The organism is Cupriavidus sp. SS-3 (genome assembly GCF_035818815.1).
GTDB classification, from domain to species: Bacteria; Pseudomonadota; Gammaproteobacteria; order Burkholderiales; family Burkholderiaceae; genus Cupriavidus; species Cupriavidus taiwanensis_C.
The window spans coordinates 92,344-106,602 of the sequence record NZ_JAYLVT010000014.1 but is presented as its reverse complement, the minus strand read 5'-3'; the positions used below and the strand labels follow the sequence as shown (position 1 = coordinate 106,602).

At 60.3% G+C, this 14,259-nt stretch carries 15 protein-coding genes; 3 read left to right on the top strand and 12 right to left on the bottom strand.

Annotation, left to right across the window (positions count from 1 at the left end):
• Window positions 1–77: 77 nt before the first annotated feature.
• From U9J39_RS21125 to U9J39_RS21080, 10 genes are all read right to left on the bottom strand, one after another.
• On the bottom strand, window positions 78–881 hold the full coding sequence (locus tag U9J39_RS21125) for an enoyl-CoA hydratase/isomerase family protein (RefSeq protein WP_326347964.1): 804 nt from the start codon (window positions 879–881) through the stop codon (window positions 78–80).
• Window positions 878–2,122, bottom strand: coding sequence for a CaiB/BaiF CoA transferase family protein (locus U9J39_RS21120; RefSeq protein ID WP_115711730.1), 1,245 nt, complete (start codon window positions 2,120–2,122; stop codon window positions 878–880). Before U9J39_RS21120 ends, U9J39_RS21125 begins: the two co-directional genes overlap by 4 nt.
• 59 nt (window positions 2,123–2,181) lie before the next feature.
• On the bottom strand, window positions 2,182–3,147 hold the full coding sequence (locus U9J39_RS21115; protein ID WP_115710840.1) for a Bug family tripartite tricarboxylate transporter substrate binding protein: 966 nt from the start codon (window positions 3,145–3,147) through the stop codon (window positions 2,182–2,184).
• 60 nt (window positions 3,148–3,207) lie between these two features.
• Window positions 3,208–4,146 carry a LysR family transcriptional regulator gene (locus U9J39_RS21110; RefSeq protein ID WP_115704811.1) on the bottom strand — a complete coding sequence of 313 codons (939 nt, stop codon included), beginning with the start codon at window positions 4,144–4,146 and terminating at the stop codon, window positions 3,208–3,210.
• A 352-nt stretch (window positions 4,147–4,498) separates the two neighbouring features.
• A complete protein-coding gene (locus tag U9J39_RS21105) occupies window positions 4,499–5,671 on the bottom strand; it encodes an MFS transporter (RefSeq protein WP_326347963.1) in 1,173 nt (390 codons plus the stop codon).
• Between the two features lie 45 nt (window positions 5,672–5,716).
• Entirely contained in the window at window positions 5,717–6,445 is a 729-nt protein-coding gene (locus tag U9J39_RS21100; protein ID WP_326347962.1) for an Imm52 family immunity protein, read from the bottom strand.
• 8 nt (window positions 6,446–6,453) lie between these two features.
• Window positions 6,454–7,053: a Tox-REase-5 domain-containing protein gene (locus tag U9J39_RS21095; protein WP_326347961.1), complete on the bottom strand. Its 600-nt coding sequence runs from the start codon at window positions 7,051–7,053 to the stop codon at window positions 6,454–6,456.
• Window positions 7,053–7,400: a hypothetical protein gene (locus U9J39_RS21090; protein ID WP_326347960.1), complete on the bottom strand. Its 348-nt coding sequence runs from the start codon at window positions 7,398–7,400 to the stop codon at window positions 7,053–7,055. The genes U9J39_RS21095 and U9J39_RS21090 overlap by 1 nt, the downstream gene beginning before the upstream one ends.
• Complete coding sequence (locus tag U9J39_RS21085) at window positions 7,384–8,052, bottom strand: DUF4123 domain-containing protein (RefSeq protein ID WP_326347959.1); 669 nt, start codon at window positions 8,050–8,052, stop codon at window positions 7,384–7,386. The genes U9J39_RS21090 and U9J39_RS21085 overlap by 17 nt, the downstream gene beginning before the upstream one ends.
• Window positions 8,049–8,342 (bottom strand): YciI family protein, encoded by a 294-nt coding sequence (locus U9J39_RS21080; RefSeq protein WP_326347958.1) that lies wholly within the window; start codon window positions 8,340–8,342, stop codon window positions 8,049–8,051. The genes U9J39_RS21085 and U9J39_RS21080 overlap by 4 nt, the downstream gene beginning before the upstream one ends.
• Window positions 8,343–8,584: 242 nt before the next feature.
• On the opposite strand from U9J39_RS21080, the gene U9J39_RS21075 reads away from it, so the two are divergent.
• A complete protein-coding gene (locus tag U9J39_RS21075) occupies window positions 8,585–10,303 on the top strand; it encodes an ABC transporter ATP-binding protein (protein WP_326347957.1) in 1,719 nt (572 codons plus the stop codon).
• 479 nt (window positions 10,304–10,782) lie between these two features.
• Here the strand turns inward: U9J39_RS21075 and U9J39_RS21070 are convergent, their stop codons facing one another.
• Window positions 10,783–11,961 (bottom strand): MFS transporter, encoded by a 1,179-nt coding sequence (locus U9J39_RS21070; RefSeq protein WP_326347956.1) that lies wholly within the window; start codon window positions 11,959–11,961, stop codon window positions 10,783–10,785.
• A 124-nt stretch (window positions 11,962–12,085) separates the two neighbouring features.
• Window positions 12,086–12,370: a hypothetical protein gene (locus U9J39_RS21065; RefSeq protein ID WP_116313091.1), complete on the bottom strand. Its 285-nt coding sequence runs from the start codon at window positions 12,368–12,370 to the stop codon at window positions 12,086–12,088.
• Between the two features lie 376 nt (window positions 12,371–12,746).
• Between U9J39_RS21065 and U9J39_RS21060 the strand changes: the two genes are divergently transcribed.
• Window positions 12,747–12,887: a hypothetical protein gene (locus tag U9J39_RS21060; RefSeq protein ID WP_198036002.1), complete on the top strand. Its 141-nt coding sequence runs from the start codon at window positions 12,747–12,749 to the stop codon at window positions 12,885–12,887.
• A gap of 76 nt (window positions 12,888–12,963) precedes the next feature.
• The gene (hisC, locus tag U9J39_RS21055) at window positions 12,964–14,034 is read left to right on the top strand and encodes a histidinol-phosphate transaminase (protein ID WP_116313093.1); all 1,071 of its coding nucleotides are present in this window, start codon (window positions 12,964–12,966) and stop codon (window positions 14,032–14,034) included.
• Window positions 14,035–14,259 lie beyond the last annotated feature (225 nt).

Here is a 14,259-nt window from a genome sequence, read left to right as displayed (position 1 = left end):
GGCAACAGGCAGCCGATCCGTACCGGCCAGCGAAGTGGCCCGACGCCTTTATCGATAGCCTCGGTCGAAGCGGGGATTCAACGCCCCTTCCACACCGGCGGACGCTTGCCCACGAAGGCTTCCACCCCTTCCCGGAAGTCGTCGCTGCCATAACACTGCCGCACCAGGTCATCGGTATCGGCCACCGCCGCTACGGTCTGGCGGCGCAATGACTCCTTGATGACCGCCTGCGTCACCGGCGCCAGTGCGCCAAGCCGCTCGCACAGCGCGGCGACTTCGGCTTCCAGCGCCTCGGGTGCATGCACGCCTTCAAGAAAACCGCAGGCCAGCGCCGCATCGGCATCGAGCACCTGCGCCAGCAACAGCATGCGCCGCACCGGCTGCAGTCCCCACGCCGCGCGCAGCTTGGCCAGGTTCTGCGCCGACAGCGTATTGCCCAGCGTCTTCGCGATCGGCACGCCGAAGCGGGCCTTGGGCGTCGCCAGCCTGAAGTCGCACGCGGTGGCGATGGCCAGCCCGCCGCCCACCGCCCAGCCTTCGATGACCGCAACCGTAGGCATCGGCAGCTGCTCGACCAGCGCGATGCCCTCGTCGATGCGCGCTTCATACGCGACCCCGTCGTCGCTGCCGGAAAACTGCCGGAACTGCGCGATGTCGGTCCCCGCGACAAAGGCCTCGCCGCCGGCGCCGCGCAGCACCGCCACGCGCGCGCCGGCGGTGCCTTCCGCGGCCAGCACGCGGCAGTGTTCGGCGAGCTGCCCGTACATTGCCCACGTCATCGCATTGCGCGCGGCCGGGCGGTCGAACGTCAGCGTCGCGATCCTGCCCTGCCTGGTCAGCGTGACCCGGCCTTCGCCGGCCGCCTGCAGCGGGGCGCTCATGCGCCGAACGCGCCGGCCGCGGCCAGCGACTGCTGTTCGTCCTGCGACATCCCCAGCTCGGCGAGGATCTCGGCGGTGTGCTGGCCCAGCAGCGGCGGCGGGCGCCGCACCTGCTGCGGCGTGCCGCCCATCTTCACCGCGAAGCCGATATTGGGCACCTTGCCCTCGATCGGATGATCGATCTCGATGCGCATCTGGCGGTGCCTGCCGTGCTCGCTGTCGAACGCCTGCGGATAGGTCAGGATCGGCCCGGCCGGAATGCCGACGGCTAGCAGTTGCTCGATCCAGTAGTCGGCACTCTGCTTGCCGAAGCTCTCTTCCAGCGCGCCGATCAGTGCCTGCCGGTTGGCCAGGCGCAGCGCGACCGTGGCAAAGCGTTCGTCCGCCAGCAGGTCGGGCCGGTCCAGCGTCTTGCACAGCAGCTGCCACAGCTTCTGGTTGGTCGCGCCCATCACGAAGTAGCCATCGGCGGCCTTCATCGCCTGGTACGGCGCGCTCATGCGGTTGGCGGTGCCGAGCGGCTCGGGCTCGCGCCCGGTGCCCCAGTATTCGCAGGTGTCCCACACCGAGAACGCCAGCGCGGAATCGAACAGCGACGCATCGACATACTGTCCCCTGCCGGTCTCTTTCGCGCCGATATAGGCGGACAGCATGCCGTAGGTCGCGAACAGCGCACAGCCGATATCGGCCACCGGCACGCCCGCCTTCACCGGCGCGCCGCCCGGATAGCCCGTCACGCTCATCACGCCCGACATCGCCTGCGCCATCAGGTCGAAACCCGGCCGCGTCGCCCACGGCCCGCTCTGGCCGAAGCCCGAGATGCTGCAGTAGACCAGCTTCGGGTTGATATGGCTGAGGGTCTCGTAGTCGATGCCCAGGCGCTTCATCACCCCGGGGCGATAGTTCTCGACCAGGATGTCGGCGGTTTCCGCCAGCCGGTACAGCACCTCGCGGCCGGATTCGGTCTTCAGGTCCAGCGTGACGCTGCGCTTGTTGCGGTTCATGTTGAGGAAACCCATGCTGTCCGGGCCCTTCATCTTGAACCCCATCGAGCCGCGCGTCTGGTCGCCGCCGTCGGGCGGCTCGATCTTGATCACGTCGGCGCCCAGGTCCGCCAGCAGCATGCAGGCGTAAGGGCCGGCCATGACCTGGCTGACATCGAGCACGCGTACGCCGGCAAGCGGCAGGCGCGCAGCGTTGGCGTGGGTTGTGTCGGCGCTTGCGTCGCGGGAATCCATCATCGGTTGCATCCTGGGAAATTGGTTCGTGCTGCGTGCATCGGTGCGTCGGCGGTCGCCCATCAGCTTTCCGCCTTCACGCCGGCGTCCTTGATCACCTTGGCCCATTTGGCCGATTCCGCGGTGATGTAGGCGGCGAACTGCTGGTTCGATCCGCCCGAGTCCTCGGCGCCGAAGCTCTTCAGCCGCTCCGCCACGTCCGGCATCGCCAGCACGCGGTTGACGTCTTCGTTCATGCGCTGCGCCAGCGCCGGCGGCATCCCCTTCGGGCCGACCAGCCCGTACCACGACGCCGCGTCCAGGCCCGGGAAGCCCGACTCCGCCAGTGTCGGCACGCTTGGATGGCTGGCCGCGCGCTTCAGGCGCGTCTGCGCGATCGCGATCACCTTGCCCTGCTGGACGAACGGCGTGGCCGCGGTCATGGTGTCGAAGGCATAGTCGATCTGGCCGCCGAGCAGGTCCGCCACCAGCGGGCCCGAGCCCTTGTACGGCACGTGGACCACGTCGATCTTCGCCTGCATCCGGAACAGTTCCAGCGCCAGGTGCTGCGCCGAGCCGATGCCCGAAGAGCCGAACGAGATCTTGCCCGGGTTCTTGCGGCACAGCGCCACGATGTCCGAAACCGTGCGCACCTTCTGTTCCGGACGGCAGGTCAGCATATTGGGCGTGACCCCGACCATCGAGATCGGCGTGAAGTCCGCGCGCGGGTCGTACTTGACGTCCAGCAACGCCGGCGCGATCGCATGGCTGTTGACATGCGCCATCAGCAGCGTGGTTCCGTCAGGCGGCTGCTTGGCCACATAGGCCGCGGCAATCGCACCGGTGGCGCCGGGCTTGTTCTCCACCACCACGCTGGTGTTCCACATCACGCCCAGCTTCTGCCCGATCACCCGCGCCAGCACGTCCGTGCCGCCGCCGGGGGCAAAGCCCACCACGATACGAACCGGCCCCGCCACATTGGCCGCGCGCACCAGGCCGGGCACCGCCAGCCCGGCCGCGGCCGCCAGAAGAAATTGCCTGCGCTGCATTGCGTGTCTCCTCTATCGTTTGGAGTCCATCTTGCGCAATGCACCGGCCCAGGGCTATCGCTATTTTCGGGATTCAGGTTTCGCGTTTTGCGCAAGCACCTGCAGCACGCTCAGCGCCGCCGACGACAGCACCCCATGAGGCCGATGGCACAGCACAAAATGCCGCGCCGCCCACTCCCCCGCGATCGGCAACCGCACGAAGCGGCTGCCCCCCGCCACCTCGCGCGCGATCGCCTCCGGCATCACCCCGCCGCCCAGGTTCTGCGCCACCAGCGCCGCGATGCTGTCGAACCCGCTCACCCGCATGCGCATCCGCAACACCCGCCCCGCATCTTCCGCCAGCCGCTCCAGCCCCACGGAAATCGCCGAACTCTCGCCCAGCACGATCAGGTCACAGTCCAGCACGTCCTCCGTCGTCACCTTCCTGCGCTTCGCCAGCGCATGGCCGCGCGCCACCACCAGCACCAGCCGGTCGCTCCGGTACGGCGCCGTCGGCAGGTCGACCACACCCAGGCTGCCTTCATAAATACCGATATCGACAGTGCCCCGGCGCAGCGACTGCTGGACTTCCTGGCTGTTCATTTCCTGCAGGTCGATCCGGACACCGGGGCATTCCGTGGCGCAGCGCTGGATGTCGAACGGCAGGAACTGGATCACGGCGGACTTGGGCGCGGCCACCCGCACCACGCCGAGGTCGCCGCCGACGAAGGACGCGGCGTCGTCCTGCATGCGCTGGACGGTGTGGGTAATGCCGCGGGCGTGGGCCAGCAGCGCGCGGCCGGCTTCGGTACAGGCCATGCCATGGGGCAGGCGCTCGAACAGGGAAACGCCGAGCTGGGATTCGAGCTCGAGGATGCGGCGGGAGGCGGCGGCCGGGGCCAGGTGGAGGCGTTCGGCGCCGCGGGTGATGCTGCCCTGGTCGGCGACCGCGATGAAGAGCTGGATCGTCGTGAGGTCGAAATGCAGCCGGGGTTGGCGCGAGTGGGCGGGGGACGTCACGATGGTCTGCGCGCGGGTCGGCGTCGTTGGGTCGAGCTACGGAAGGAAGTTGGAGAAACTGCCACGAGCAATAGCTGCGCGTGCTCGCCCATTTTCCGCTCAACATCGAGCCCCGGCAATTGCCGGTTTCCCGTGTCCAGACAAGGCCCCACCAACAATCACCGCAGCGTCCGCAACGCCTGCTTCAGGATCTTCCCGACCGCATTACGCGGCAGACCACCGAGGAATTCAACGGCTGTCCCCCGCTTGAATCCGGTGAGCCGTTCCCGGCAAGCGACCAGAATATCCGCCTCCGTCACCGGCGTCCCCCGGCTTGCATACTACGACGTCACGGGCATCTTGCACCCACCTATCAAGGGAGGCTTTGCCTTACTTTGGCCAAGGCAAGAAAAGTAAAACACCCCACCAACATCACGGCATCAAGGAGGATTGGGGCTTCCGGCGAAAAATATTCCGACAAGAAGGGAGTGATCGCTTGTCCGGCGGCCTGGCATAGAAAAGTGCTGGACCCCAGCATGCCATAGACGAACGGGATCTGCTCCAGTGAATAGCTGTCAGTCAGCAAGCGGTGAAAGCTCGTGAAGTAAATAGAGACCCCCAGCCCACCCACTGCGAAACCAAGGCCAAGCAACAGCGACCAATGCTGTGTGAATAGTGCTGCCAAGGGTTGGGTGCACAGTAAGGTCAAGGCCAGGGCCAATCTGTGTCGGATAGAAAGTCTCGACGTCCATGGACTGACGAGGAATAAGGCCAATCCTCCGGCCGCTGCCATCGTAAACGAATAGCCTAACTGCTCGGGCGAGAGCCGATGTGCTGCAACTGCATAGATTGGCCAGCCCGCCAGCCACAATCCCAGGCAGAAGAACTGCACATGGTGAACGAACAAGATGCTTTTTTGCTGCCGAAGGGCGTGAATCTGATCCGAGAACTTCGTTGAGCTTCGTTCCTTCCGGCTAGACTCGGCTCGGGTGGAATCTTGTCGATGGCTCGTAACCAGAAGGCATAACGAATACAGTAGCGCCGGAAAGACAAAGGCAGCCTGGATACCGAAGTGAGCCACAAGCACGCCGCCGATGGCAGGTCCAATCAACCGGCCGGTGTTCTGTGATAACACATAGCTTTCATTGACAGCGTCGAAACCGGGAAGGCCAGCCCTCCGGTTCAGCAACGTTCGCCAGGATACAACGAACAATGACAAGCCCACCCCCTCCACAAAGCGTGCCGATATCACCCAAAATGCATGGTCGCAGCAGGCCATCACAATGCTACTGACGAGAGAACATCCCAGGCCGGTCAGGTAGTAGCGACCCGCATTGCCCGGGCTTATGATCAATCCGGCGCAAGGCTGAAATAACGTTCGCCCGAGGGCGGCTCCGGCGAGGAACATACCTGCCTCAAAGGCAGACAGGCGCAGGCTCGCCGCCAGGATTGGAAAAAAGCCGGTAGCGGTAGTTGATGCAGTCCAGAACAGTGCACCCTGTAGGAAAACTAAGATAGCGGCGCTACTTGATTGGCTTCTTGTCACCTCATGTTCCTTACCGCCTGACAGGTCTGCAGCCGACAGTACTTTCTACAGGTCAATGTATCTCGGTAGCAAGTCTTGATCGACGAGCCGAACCTCAATGGCATTTGCCGCCCTGACGTGTTCCGGATCGGTGCCGGAAAAAGGCGCGTCGGTTACGCTCACGACAATCGTTCCCACTCGCTTGTTGTCCTCGTCGGGCACGCTAATCAGTGCGCGAGCTTCCGGAATTTGCTGCTCCGTGAGGAGCATCGGCAGGTAGAGCATCCAGCCTACAGCAGGACGATCCGGAAAGACTTGAACATACTTCTGTGTATCGACGGTAGCGACTAACGGGCGCCAGATCTTTACCGCCTCGCTCAAGACCTTGGCAACCGTGGACCAAGGGCCCAATCGACTCGCTGGAGGCTTAGACCCTAGAGTAAGACTCATCGCCGACGCCGCACCGTCAGCCCGATCAAAAAAGTAAGAAATGGACGCGCCTTGCGACTTCGCGAGCTGCCCATTCCATATGACGAAGGTCTTTATGGCATTCTCTCCTTCCAACTCCTGGTCCAGGACCGACAGTGCAGCCGTGGTGGGGCCTTGTCTGTCGAAGACCAAGTACCGGTAAGAGTCCTCTTTCGTGTCAGCTGCCAACAGCCACGCGGATTCATCGAGCAGCGCGTCTTGTGTTCCCAGAAATCGCGTTAGCTGCTGGACGAGGGACAGATGATCTTTCAAAGTGAGCCGTGGATCGGATGCGAGCCTAAATCGCAGCTTCAGTTCGTGTGACATAGCCAGTATCAGGGAATGAAGACGACCTCAATACGCGGCGCCGCTTCTCCGATCGCCTCTCGCATATACGCGAACGATATGGGCTCCATGAAATGCCACCGCAATCGCGTCGGTGGAATCGGCTGCGCTGCTTGTTCCTGCCGTACAGCACTGGCAGTCATTACTGCAAAGATCTTTTTTTGAAACGGATAACGAAACTCCCCATCCGCATCAAAAAACTGGTCATAGGTAGATTTCGCCTCTTTCAAAAGACACTGTCCTGATGCAAAACCATCGAACCTAACGCCGTTGAAGCTCCATTCGCACAGAAATCCTTCAGCCGCATCCGGCATACCAGAGACGCGGCGCTGATACGAAATAGCTTCGGCGCTCCACCCTGCTGTCGGCTGAAGCACAATCCCGCCATGATCAGGTGGACATTCTTCACATCTATCCTTTTCTTTTGCCGGAGACTCAGCACGTGAGATAGGAGTGGTTCTCGAGTTCTCAGCTTCCTCCGTCCGTTGACGCGCTGCCTCCGTTGCAGCGCCGGCCGCCGCTGCGGCTCCAAGCCACTGAAGCACTCTTGACGCGATCAAACGGATAGCAGGAATTGCAAGCGTCGCCATCAACCGGTCTCCTTGAGAACGAGCTTCATCACCGCCGACAGGTCATCCAGTCTTTGTTGCGGGGTTGCTCCCGGCTTCGAGAGATAAGCGCGGATTTGGCGATCCGTTGCTATCTGCGGTGCATCTGCGCAGAGATAGAGCAACTTCACGATGCATTGAGTCGACAGAAGACCTGACTCTGCCGCCAAGCTATAACCCGCTTGCATTCGGCTGCAGATTTCCTCTCTACCCGGGGTCCGCAACAATTCCGGACGATGGGCCAGAAACTGTTCGCATACCGCGCCGACGAAGTTCTGAATTTCTAAGTGCCGCAGCGCCTGCCATTGCGTCTCACTGAGCGTCAGCATGCTGTCTCCCTATCCAGACTCTGATGCCCTTGTCCAGGAAATGCCATTCGTGGATATGACCGAAGAATTCCGTCCGTTGATCGCCTGCCATCAATTGAAAAAGAGCTGCCAGCACACGTGGGTCCCAAAACCGCAAGAGCGCAGTTCGTCCGTCGGGCAGCTTAACGTCGAGTCTCACCTGCAGCAGTTGTGAAAGCCCCGTGAGATCAGCTTCGGCGATGAGCCAGGTGACGGCCGGCGCCGCCATTTCCAGTGAGATCAAGTCACGCAGGACTACTTCATTTGCCTGCGTCGCATCAACCAACCAAGGGCCCGCATGTGCGAGCGCGTCATCCGCTGTACCGGAGAACAAGGCAACCACCACGCCGGGCAGGTGTTCAAGCTGTCGCTCCCGATACTGCTGATACAGCGCGCCGTCCACCAGGGCATACAGATAATGCGCGTTGCATGCTTGCCCAAGGTAGTTGGCACAATGGGGTCGTGGCAACGGAGCAAATCCGCAAAGATATGCGGCCGATTCTGCAAAGGTGATGGAAACGGCTGCAGCCGGTAAGCGGACGTGGTCGCGTTTTTGGAAGCCCGAGTCGGCCGGTGCGCGTGCGACAGAAGAAGTAACGAGTTTTCTCAGTTTCAGGTCGAAACCAAGACTCAAAGCGTCATCGGTTCATCGAAAGCCCTTTGCCAGCTGTGGATCTCCACGCGCTCGCGTAGCCCTTGCGTCCAGAACGGGTCCGTTTGAATGAGGGCCTCGACCTCCGCTCGGTCCGCAGCCCGGACAATCCAGAGCCCGCCAACCGCGCCTTCATTCGGAGCTTCGCGCAAAGAACCGGCGATCGGGATCATGTCGCGATGCTGGGCTAGCCAATCGAGATGGGTCTGCAAAAAAGCGTTGCGCAGAGCCAGCTGGTCAGGCTTGTCGTGGAAGCGAACGGCAAAGATCATGGTTTTCCTCGATTACGGCGTTGATCTCGCTAGGCGTCTGCGAGGATTCTCGCTGCGTCGCAGCCAGCCTTCCCCGCATATCGCGAATCGACAGAAAATTCTTCTGCAATGTTCCGAATACTCTGACGACCATTGTCTGGCAACACACCTTAATCTGCGAGCAGATGGGTCTCGAACAGTGTGAAATGACCAAGTCTGGTCCAGAGACCCCGCATGACTTCGATCTCTGAAGGTGACCCGCGATGAGGTTTCTGTTGGATTTGTATAAGGACTGGATCTTCGCCTACCGAATCGCGGTCAGAAAGTACCCAGGCTTGCCAATGCACTTCTGCGGAGCAACCCTGTTTGTAGCGCTGTCCGCGGCATTATCAACGCTTGTTCCCTACCTCTTGCGTGAGACAACCAATGCTCTGTCTGTAGACGCCACGCTTGGCGCTACCGCCATGCCGGTGATTCTGGCAGCCGCGTACGGACTCGCCTGGACAACCGCGCGCGCCTTTGAGTGGCTGAAAGCGATGATTTTCACGGCCGTCCTCGCCAGGTGTGATGCCGCATTCCACGGCGCCATCTTTGCCAGACTGATCAGGGCTGACTACCCGCGCCTGAATGCGGAGGACCCAGGCAAGCTGGTCTCAGTCATTGCGCGAAGCCGGGCCGCTTTCAGTGCAATCACGTTTTCGGTGTTCTGGGCAATCATCCCGATTGTTCTCCAGCTGGTACTTTCCAGCGTCGTTCTGTGGCAACTGACCGACGGCGCGTTTGCTCTCGGATTTGCCGTCTCCGTGTTGCTTCTCTTTGCCGCGACATGGTTCCTCGCAGAGCAAAGCAAAAGCGCTCATGAAGAGATCTTCAGCGGTGTCGACATGCTGTCGAGCCATCTGGTTGAAAGACTCGGATTCATGCTGGACATCAAACTCAACAAGGCATATGCGAGAGAAGATGCCGCGTTGCACCGCACGCTTGATGTCTATATCGGCAAGATCACCCGCGGGAACATCAGGCTCGCACTTCTTCTCGCGGCGCAAGCCATCTGCACCGGCCTCTTGCTTACGCTTTTCTCGGTGACGACTGCATACGGCGTCACGCACTCCGTACTCCGTGCGGGCGATTTCGTCATGGTTGTTGGCTACGTCGTGACACTGGCGATGCCATTCACCAACCTCGCGGGATCGCTGTCCGATTTGCGCCGCAACCATCTCGCGCTGCGCGAGGGTTTTGGCCTGCTGGAGATGCCAATCGAGCGCAGTGAATCCAGCGTACACATCGACCATGCTGCGAAGGAAGTCTGCCGCATTGAGAACGTAATTGTCACGCAAGCCGGAAAGCAGATTCTGCGGGACGTGAATATCACTATCAGGCAGGGCGAGCTTGTCGCGCTCATCGGGCCATCGGGTGCGGGCAAATCGAGCCTGGTTCACCTGATGCTTGGACTCGCGCGCCCCGCGGCTGGCACAGTCCATCTATTTGGTGCGGAGGTCAGCAAACTGTCGGTCAGCGATATCGCAAGCGAAGTCGCTGTCGCACCTCAGGCGCCGATGATCCTGACCGGCTCACTCAGGGAGAATCTGACCTACGGCTGTGACAACCCGCCTTCAGAACGCGCGCTGCACGAACTCGTTGCCTTGCTTGAATTGAATGAGATCGCCGCAGACGGAAACGACGACATCCTGGATCGTCCGCTGGGCATTCAAGGCAGGGACCTGTCAGGAGGGGAACGCCAGCGCGTCGCGCTGGGTAGAGCGCTCGCTCGCCGCCCGGCGGTCCTCATTCTGGACGAACCCACCTCATCGCTCGATCCACAACGCGAGGAGCGCATCTTTGCGCGTGTCCGGGAGCGGGTGCCAACGCTGATCGTGGCAACGCATCGACATGCGCTGGTCCGGGCGGCAGATCGTGTATATCGCATTGCAGACGGTAGCGTCCAGGAGCACTCCCCTGAGTGTTGCAAACACCTAACTTGAGATGTTTCTTCGGCCGTCTTGGGAAAGTTCTGATTCCCCAAGCCGAAAACAAGAACCACTCTGTAAGTGCGCCCTTCTGGTCAACAGCGGATCCCGTCCGGCGAACCGCTCAGGTTCAGTGACATGCCCATCCGCGGGCCATGGTCCTTAGGGAGGTTCGCAATGCCTGCACTGCAGGGGTTATCCGGCGCACCAGCCGGTACGCTTATCACCATCTCGGAGTTGCATCGTCTGGCAACTCTGCTTGGTTGTGGTTACGACATTGACGCCACCATGAAGAAAACGGCCACTGGGTGGTTATCTTCACCATTGCCGATCGTCGCTACGGACTTAGTACAGTACGGGGCCAGTTAAGGCGCTGGCGCCGGCTCGAGTCTCTTCTGGCGTTCTTGAGATCACATTGCCAACACCACGACGCTATGCGTTTGCATACTGAAACATGGACTTTTTCTCGGTCCGGCGTGCTGAGCACCTGACTGTCAGCGCATGCGCCGCAGTGTTGCAGCTGAAACAAGCGTGGAAATCGTACAGACAACGGCGACCGGCAGTGCTGAATCGTTGTAGGCAAGACTCGCCAGGAACGCGACAGCCCCGCCGGTCAACGTCTGCAAGCCGCCCAACATGCCAGCGGCAAAGGCACGGTACTCGGCGGCGACATTCATGATCCACGCGTTGGCGATGGGTACGATAAGGCAGTAGCCCAGCTGGGCAGCAGCCAATGCTGCCAGGAAAAGGGGCAGCGCGTGCGCTTGGGTGATCGAGAGGAGCAATAGTCCAAGCGAGGAAAGGCCTAGACATAAAATGCCGGCCGCAACAAGGCTGCGCTCAGGTACGCGTGCCATCAACGCGCCGGAGCACAGGTAGCCGATTACGCCGACCCCTGCGAAGCCGGCAAAAACGATCCCTATCTCAGTGACTGACATGTTGAAGAGACTAGCCAACAGGAATGGTTTGACCACCAATAAAGTGGTATAGCCGCCTTGAGTCGCACACAGCAGGATCAGCGGGATCCTGGCTGTCATGCAAAGACTAGTCAAATCACGAAGCGACATCGTCCCGCGGGAGGGCCGGAGATCATGAGCAGCCGCGCCGGCCGGAGGCGGAAATATTGCGAATAGCACCGGCACCGCGAGCAGAGGCATGCAGAACGCTGCAAACATTGCGCGCCACCCCCACACAGCGGCGATCCATCCGGCAGCCAATGGAGCAATGATGCTGGTCGCTTCCAATGCGGCTTGCCCGTAGGCAAATAGTTTCCTGTATCGCTCATGGGCCAAGAGGTCACGCATTAGGGCCCGGTTTCCAACCGCGCCTATTGCATTTACCGCAAACATTGCCAGCAGCGCCGCCGCAAAGGCCAGGTAGCTTTGGGCAGCCGCACTCAGTAGGCCCAGCAAGCTGGCCCCCACGGCGCTCACGGTTACGCTGCGCAGTCTGCCAATATGATCGACCAGCCACGGCGCGACAAGGAAAACTGCCGCGCCCACCATCAAGGTCGCCGAGAAGAAGGTCTGAAATCTCGCCTGACTGACGGCAAGGTCGGCGCCAATCAGAGGAAGGACGGGGCTGAGCACATCGAATAGCGTCGCCACCAGTATTGTTCGGAAGACCAGGCAAACATAGACGATGGTTGTTTTTAATTTCTGGCGGTCGGTCATTTGCGGTCGGGAGACACCATCGCTGTTGCCAACGGCATCGTTCTCAATGGTGTCCCATATTGCAGTATGAGAAGTGCCATGGCATGGGGAATCGTCTCGGCGTGCCATGGCCGATCGCCGTATTTCAAGCAGCTAGAGCTTCATGCTGATCGAGGCAATGGAGCTTCCGCCCGCAAGATCTACGTTTTGCGCTGCCGGCGCACCAAATATCAATGATGTCTTTGTGCTCCGGATAGCGCAGGGAGAAGTAGTTGGAAAATTCCTCCCACTGGTCCTGATTAAGCATCTCATGCAGTCTGTCGAAATCCTCCTTCGGAAACGGAAGATCCATGTGCAATCGAAATGCCGATTCCTTTTCAGGGGTGGCATGATCGCAGAATACCTCGGCGTTGTATTGATACCTGCCCATCTTCAGTTTCTCCTTGATTCGAAAAGTTGGCGGCACTATCGCTGCCACTTTCAGCGTATGAGCAGACCTATAGATTGGCAAGTTATTGCATCGACAATTATTTCTATCGAAGCATTGTTGCCTTAACCAACAGATGACCCTCCGAAATGACGTGAAGAATCACGTAGCGAATAGCGCGGAGCGATACTGATGTTTGCGATCCAAGATTGATGTTTGCGCATCGAAGGAGAGCGCTGATCATGCCAACGCGTTGGTGCGTCGACGAAGATCTGTCGCGAACTTTTAGACCAGCTCTCAGAATTTCGCCTTCACGTACGGGATGTACTCGGTCTTCATATCGAATGATTCGAAGCATTTTGCCATCCTGGCCGCACGCATGGACGACGAGGATCAGGCAGAATTTGCGATCGGAATGAAGTACGCTTATGACGCATACATCCGCGGCAGCCTCATTGCGCACGTTGTGCAACGAACGAAGGCATGTATGAGCAAGGCAGAGCTGGAACTGCTGGTCTGAGTACTCTTCAATAGCAGATTGCCCACGCATGTGGTGCAAGCCGGATTGGACGACGCTCTCGATTCAAGGAGCTAGGATGAGTAAATTCTGGAGTCCGGGGTTGGATGGTTTGGCCCCATATACGCCGGGCGAGCAACCTCGGCAGAGCGGCCTGGTCAAGCTCAATACCAACGAGAGTCCATTCGGACCGTCTCCCGCCGTCGCCGATGTCCTTCGGACTTGGCCCATCGAGCAACTGAGGCGCTATCCTGATCCGGATTCGACCGCGTTGCGTGACGCACTGGCGCGCGAGCACGGCGTTCGCGTCGACAACGTGTTCGTCGGAAATGGCTCCGACGAAGTGCTGGCACATACATTCTGCGCACTGCTCAGACATGACCGGCCAGTTCTGATGCCGGACGTGACCTATGCCTTCTACCGGACCTACTGCGCGTTGTATGGCATTGCGTATAAGGCGATTCCGCTCGATTCCGAGTACCGCATCAATGTGTGCGACTACGAGCAGTCCTGCGGCGGCGTGGTCCTCGCCAACCCGAATGCGCCCACCGGCATCGCGCTGGCCTGCACCGACATCGAGCGCATGCTGGTATCGCATCTGGATCAGGTGGTCGTCGTCGATGAAGCCTATGTGGATTTCGGCGGCGAAAGTGCAATCGGGCTGATAGATCGCTATCCCAATCTTTTGGTCGTCCGTACCTTCTCCAAGTCCCGGGGCTTGGCGGGAATACGGGTCGGATACGCGCTCGGCCATATGGCATTGATTGACGGCTTGAACAGAGTCAAGAACAGCTTCAACTCGTATCCCTTGTCGTCACTGTCGGTTGCCGCGGCTATTGCTTCGCTGGGGGACGCCCACTGTTTTGCCAAGACCGTTGCCGAAATCGTTCGACTGCGCCAGCTGGTGACCGAGGAACTCAGACGCCCGGGGATGATCGTCCTTCCGTCATCGGCCAATTTTCTGTTCGCAGCACATCCGGCTTGTCCAGCTTCACGCCTGATGGCCGGACTGCGCCAGCACGGTGTCCTGGTCAGGCATTTCGTGAGCCCGCGGATTGAGAATTTCCTGCGCATCACCATCGGCTCGGAAAGCGATTGTGATGCGCTGGTGATGGCGCTGACGAAGGTGCTATCCGATCAGTCTGGATGAAGTTCCTAGCCGCCGTCGGGGCGCGATGCGCCCAGCTTGAACCTATGCGTTCCTCATTGAACGTTTTCGGCAAATTTAACGAGCCACCTATGTCAGATTGATTGTCGGTCGATACCTATGATTCGCCACAGTCCGCCCTATGTGGAGAAGCAAGCGTTGTCGATCTCTCGCGCAGATCGCGAACGGCTCAACGGTCACAAGGGAAGCGTCATCTGGTTTACCGGG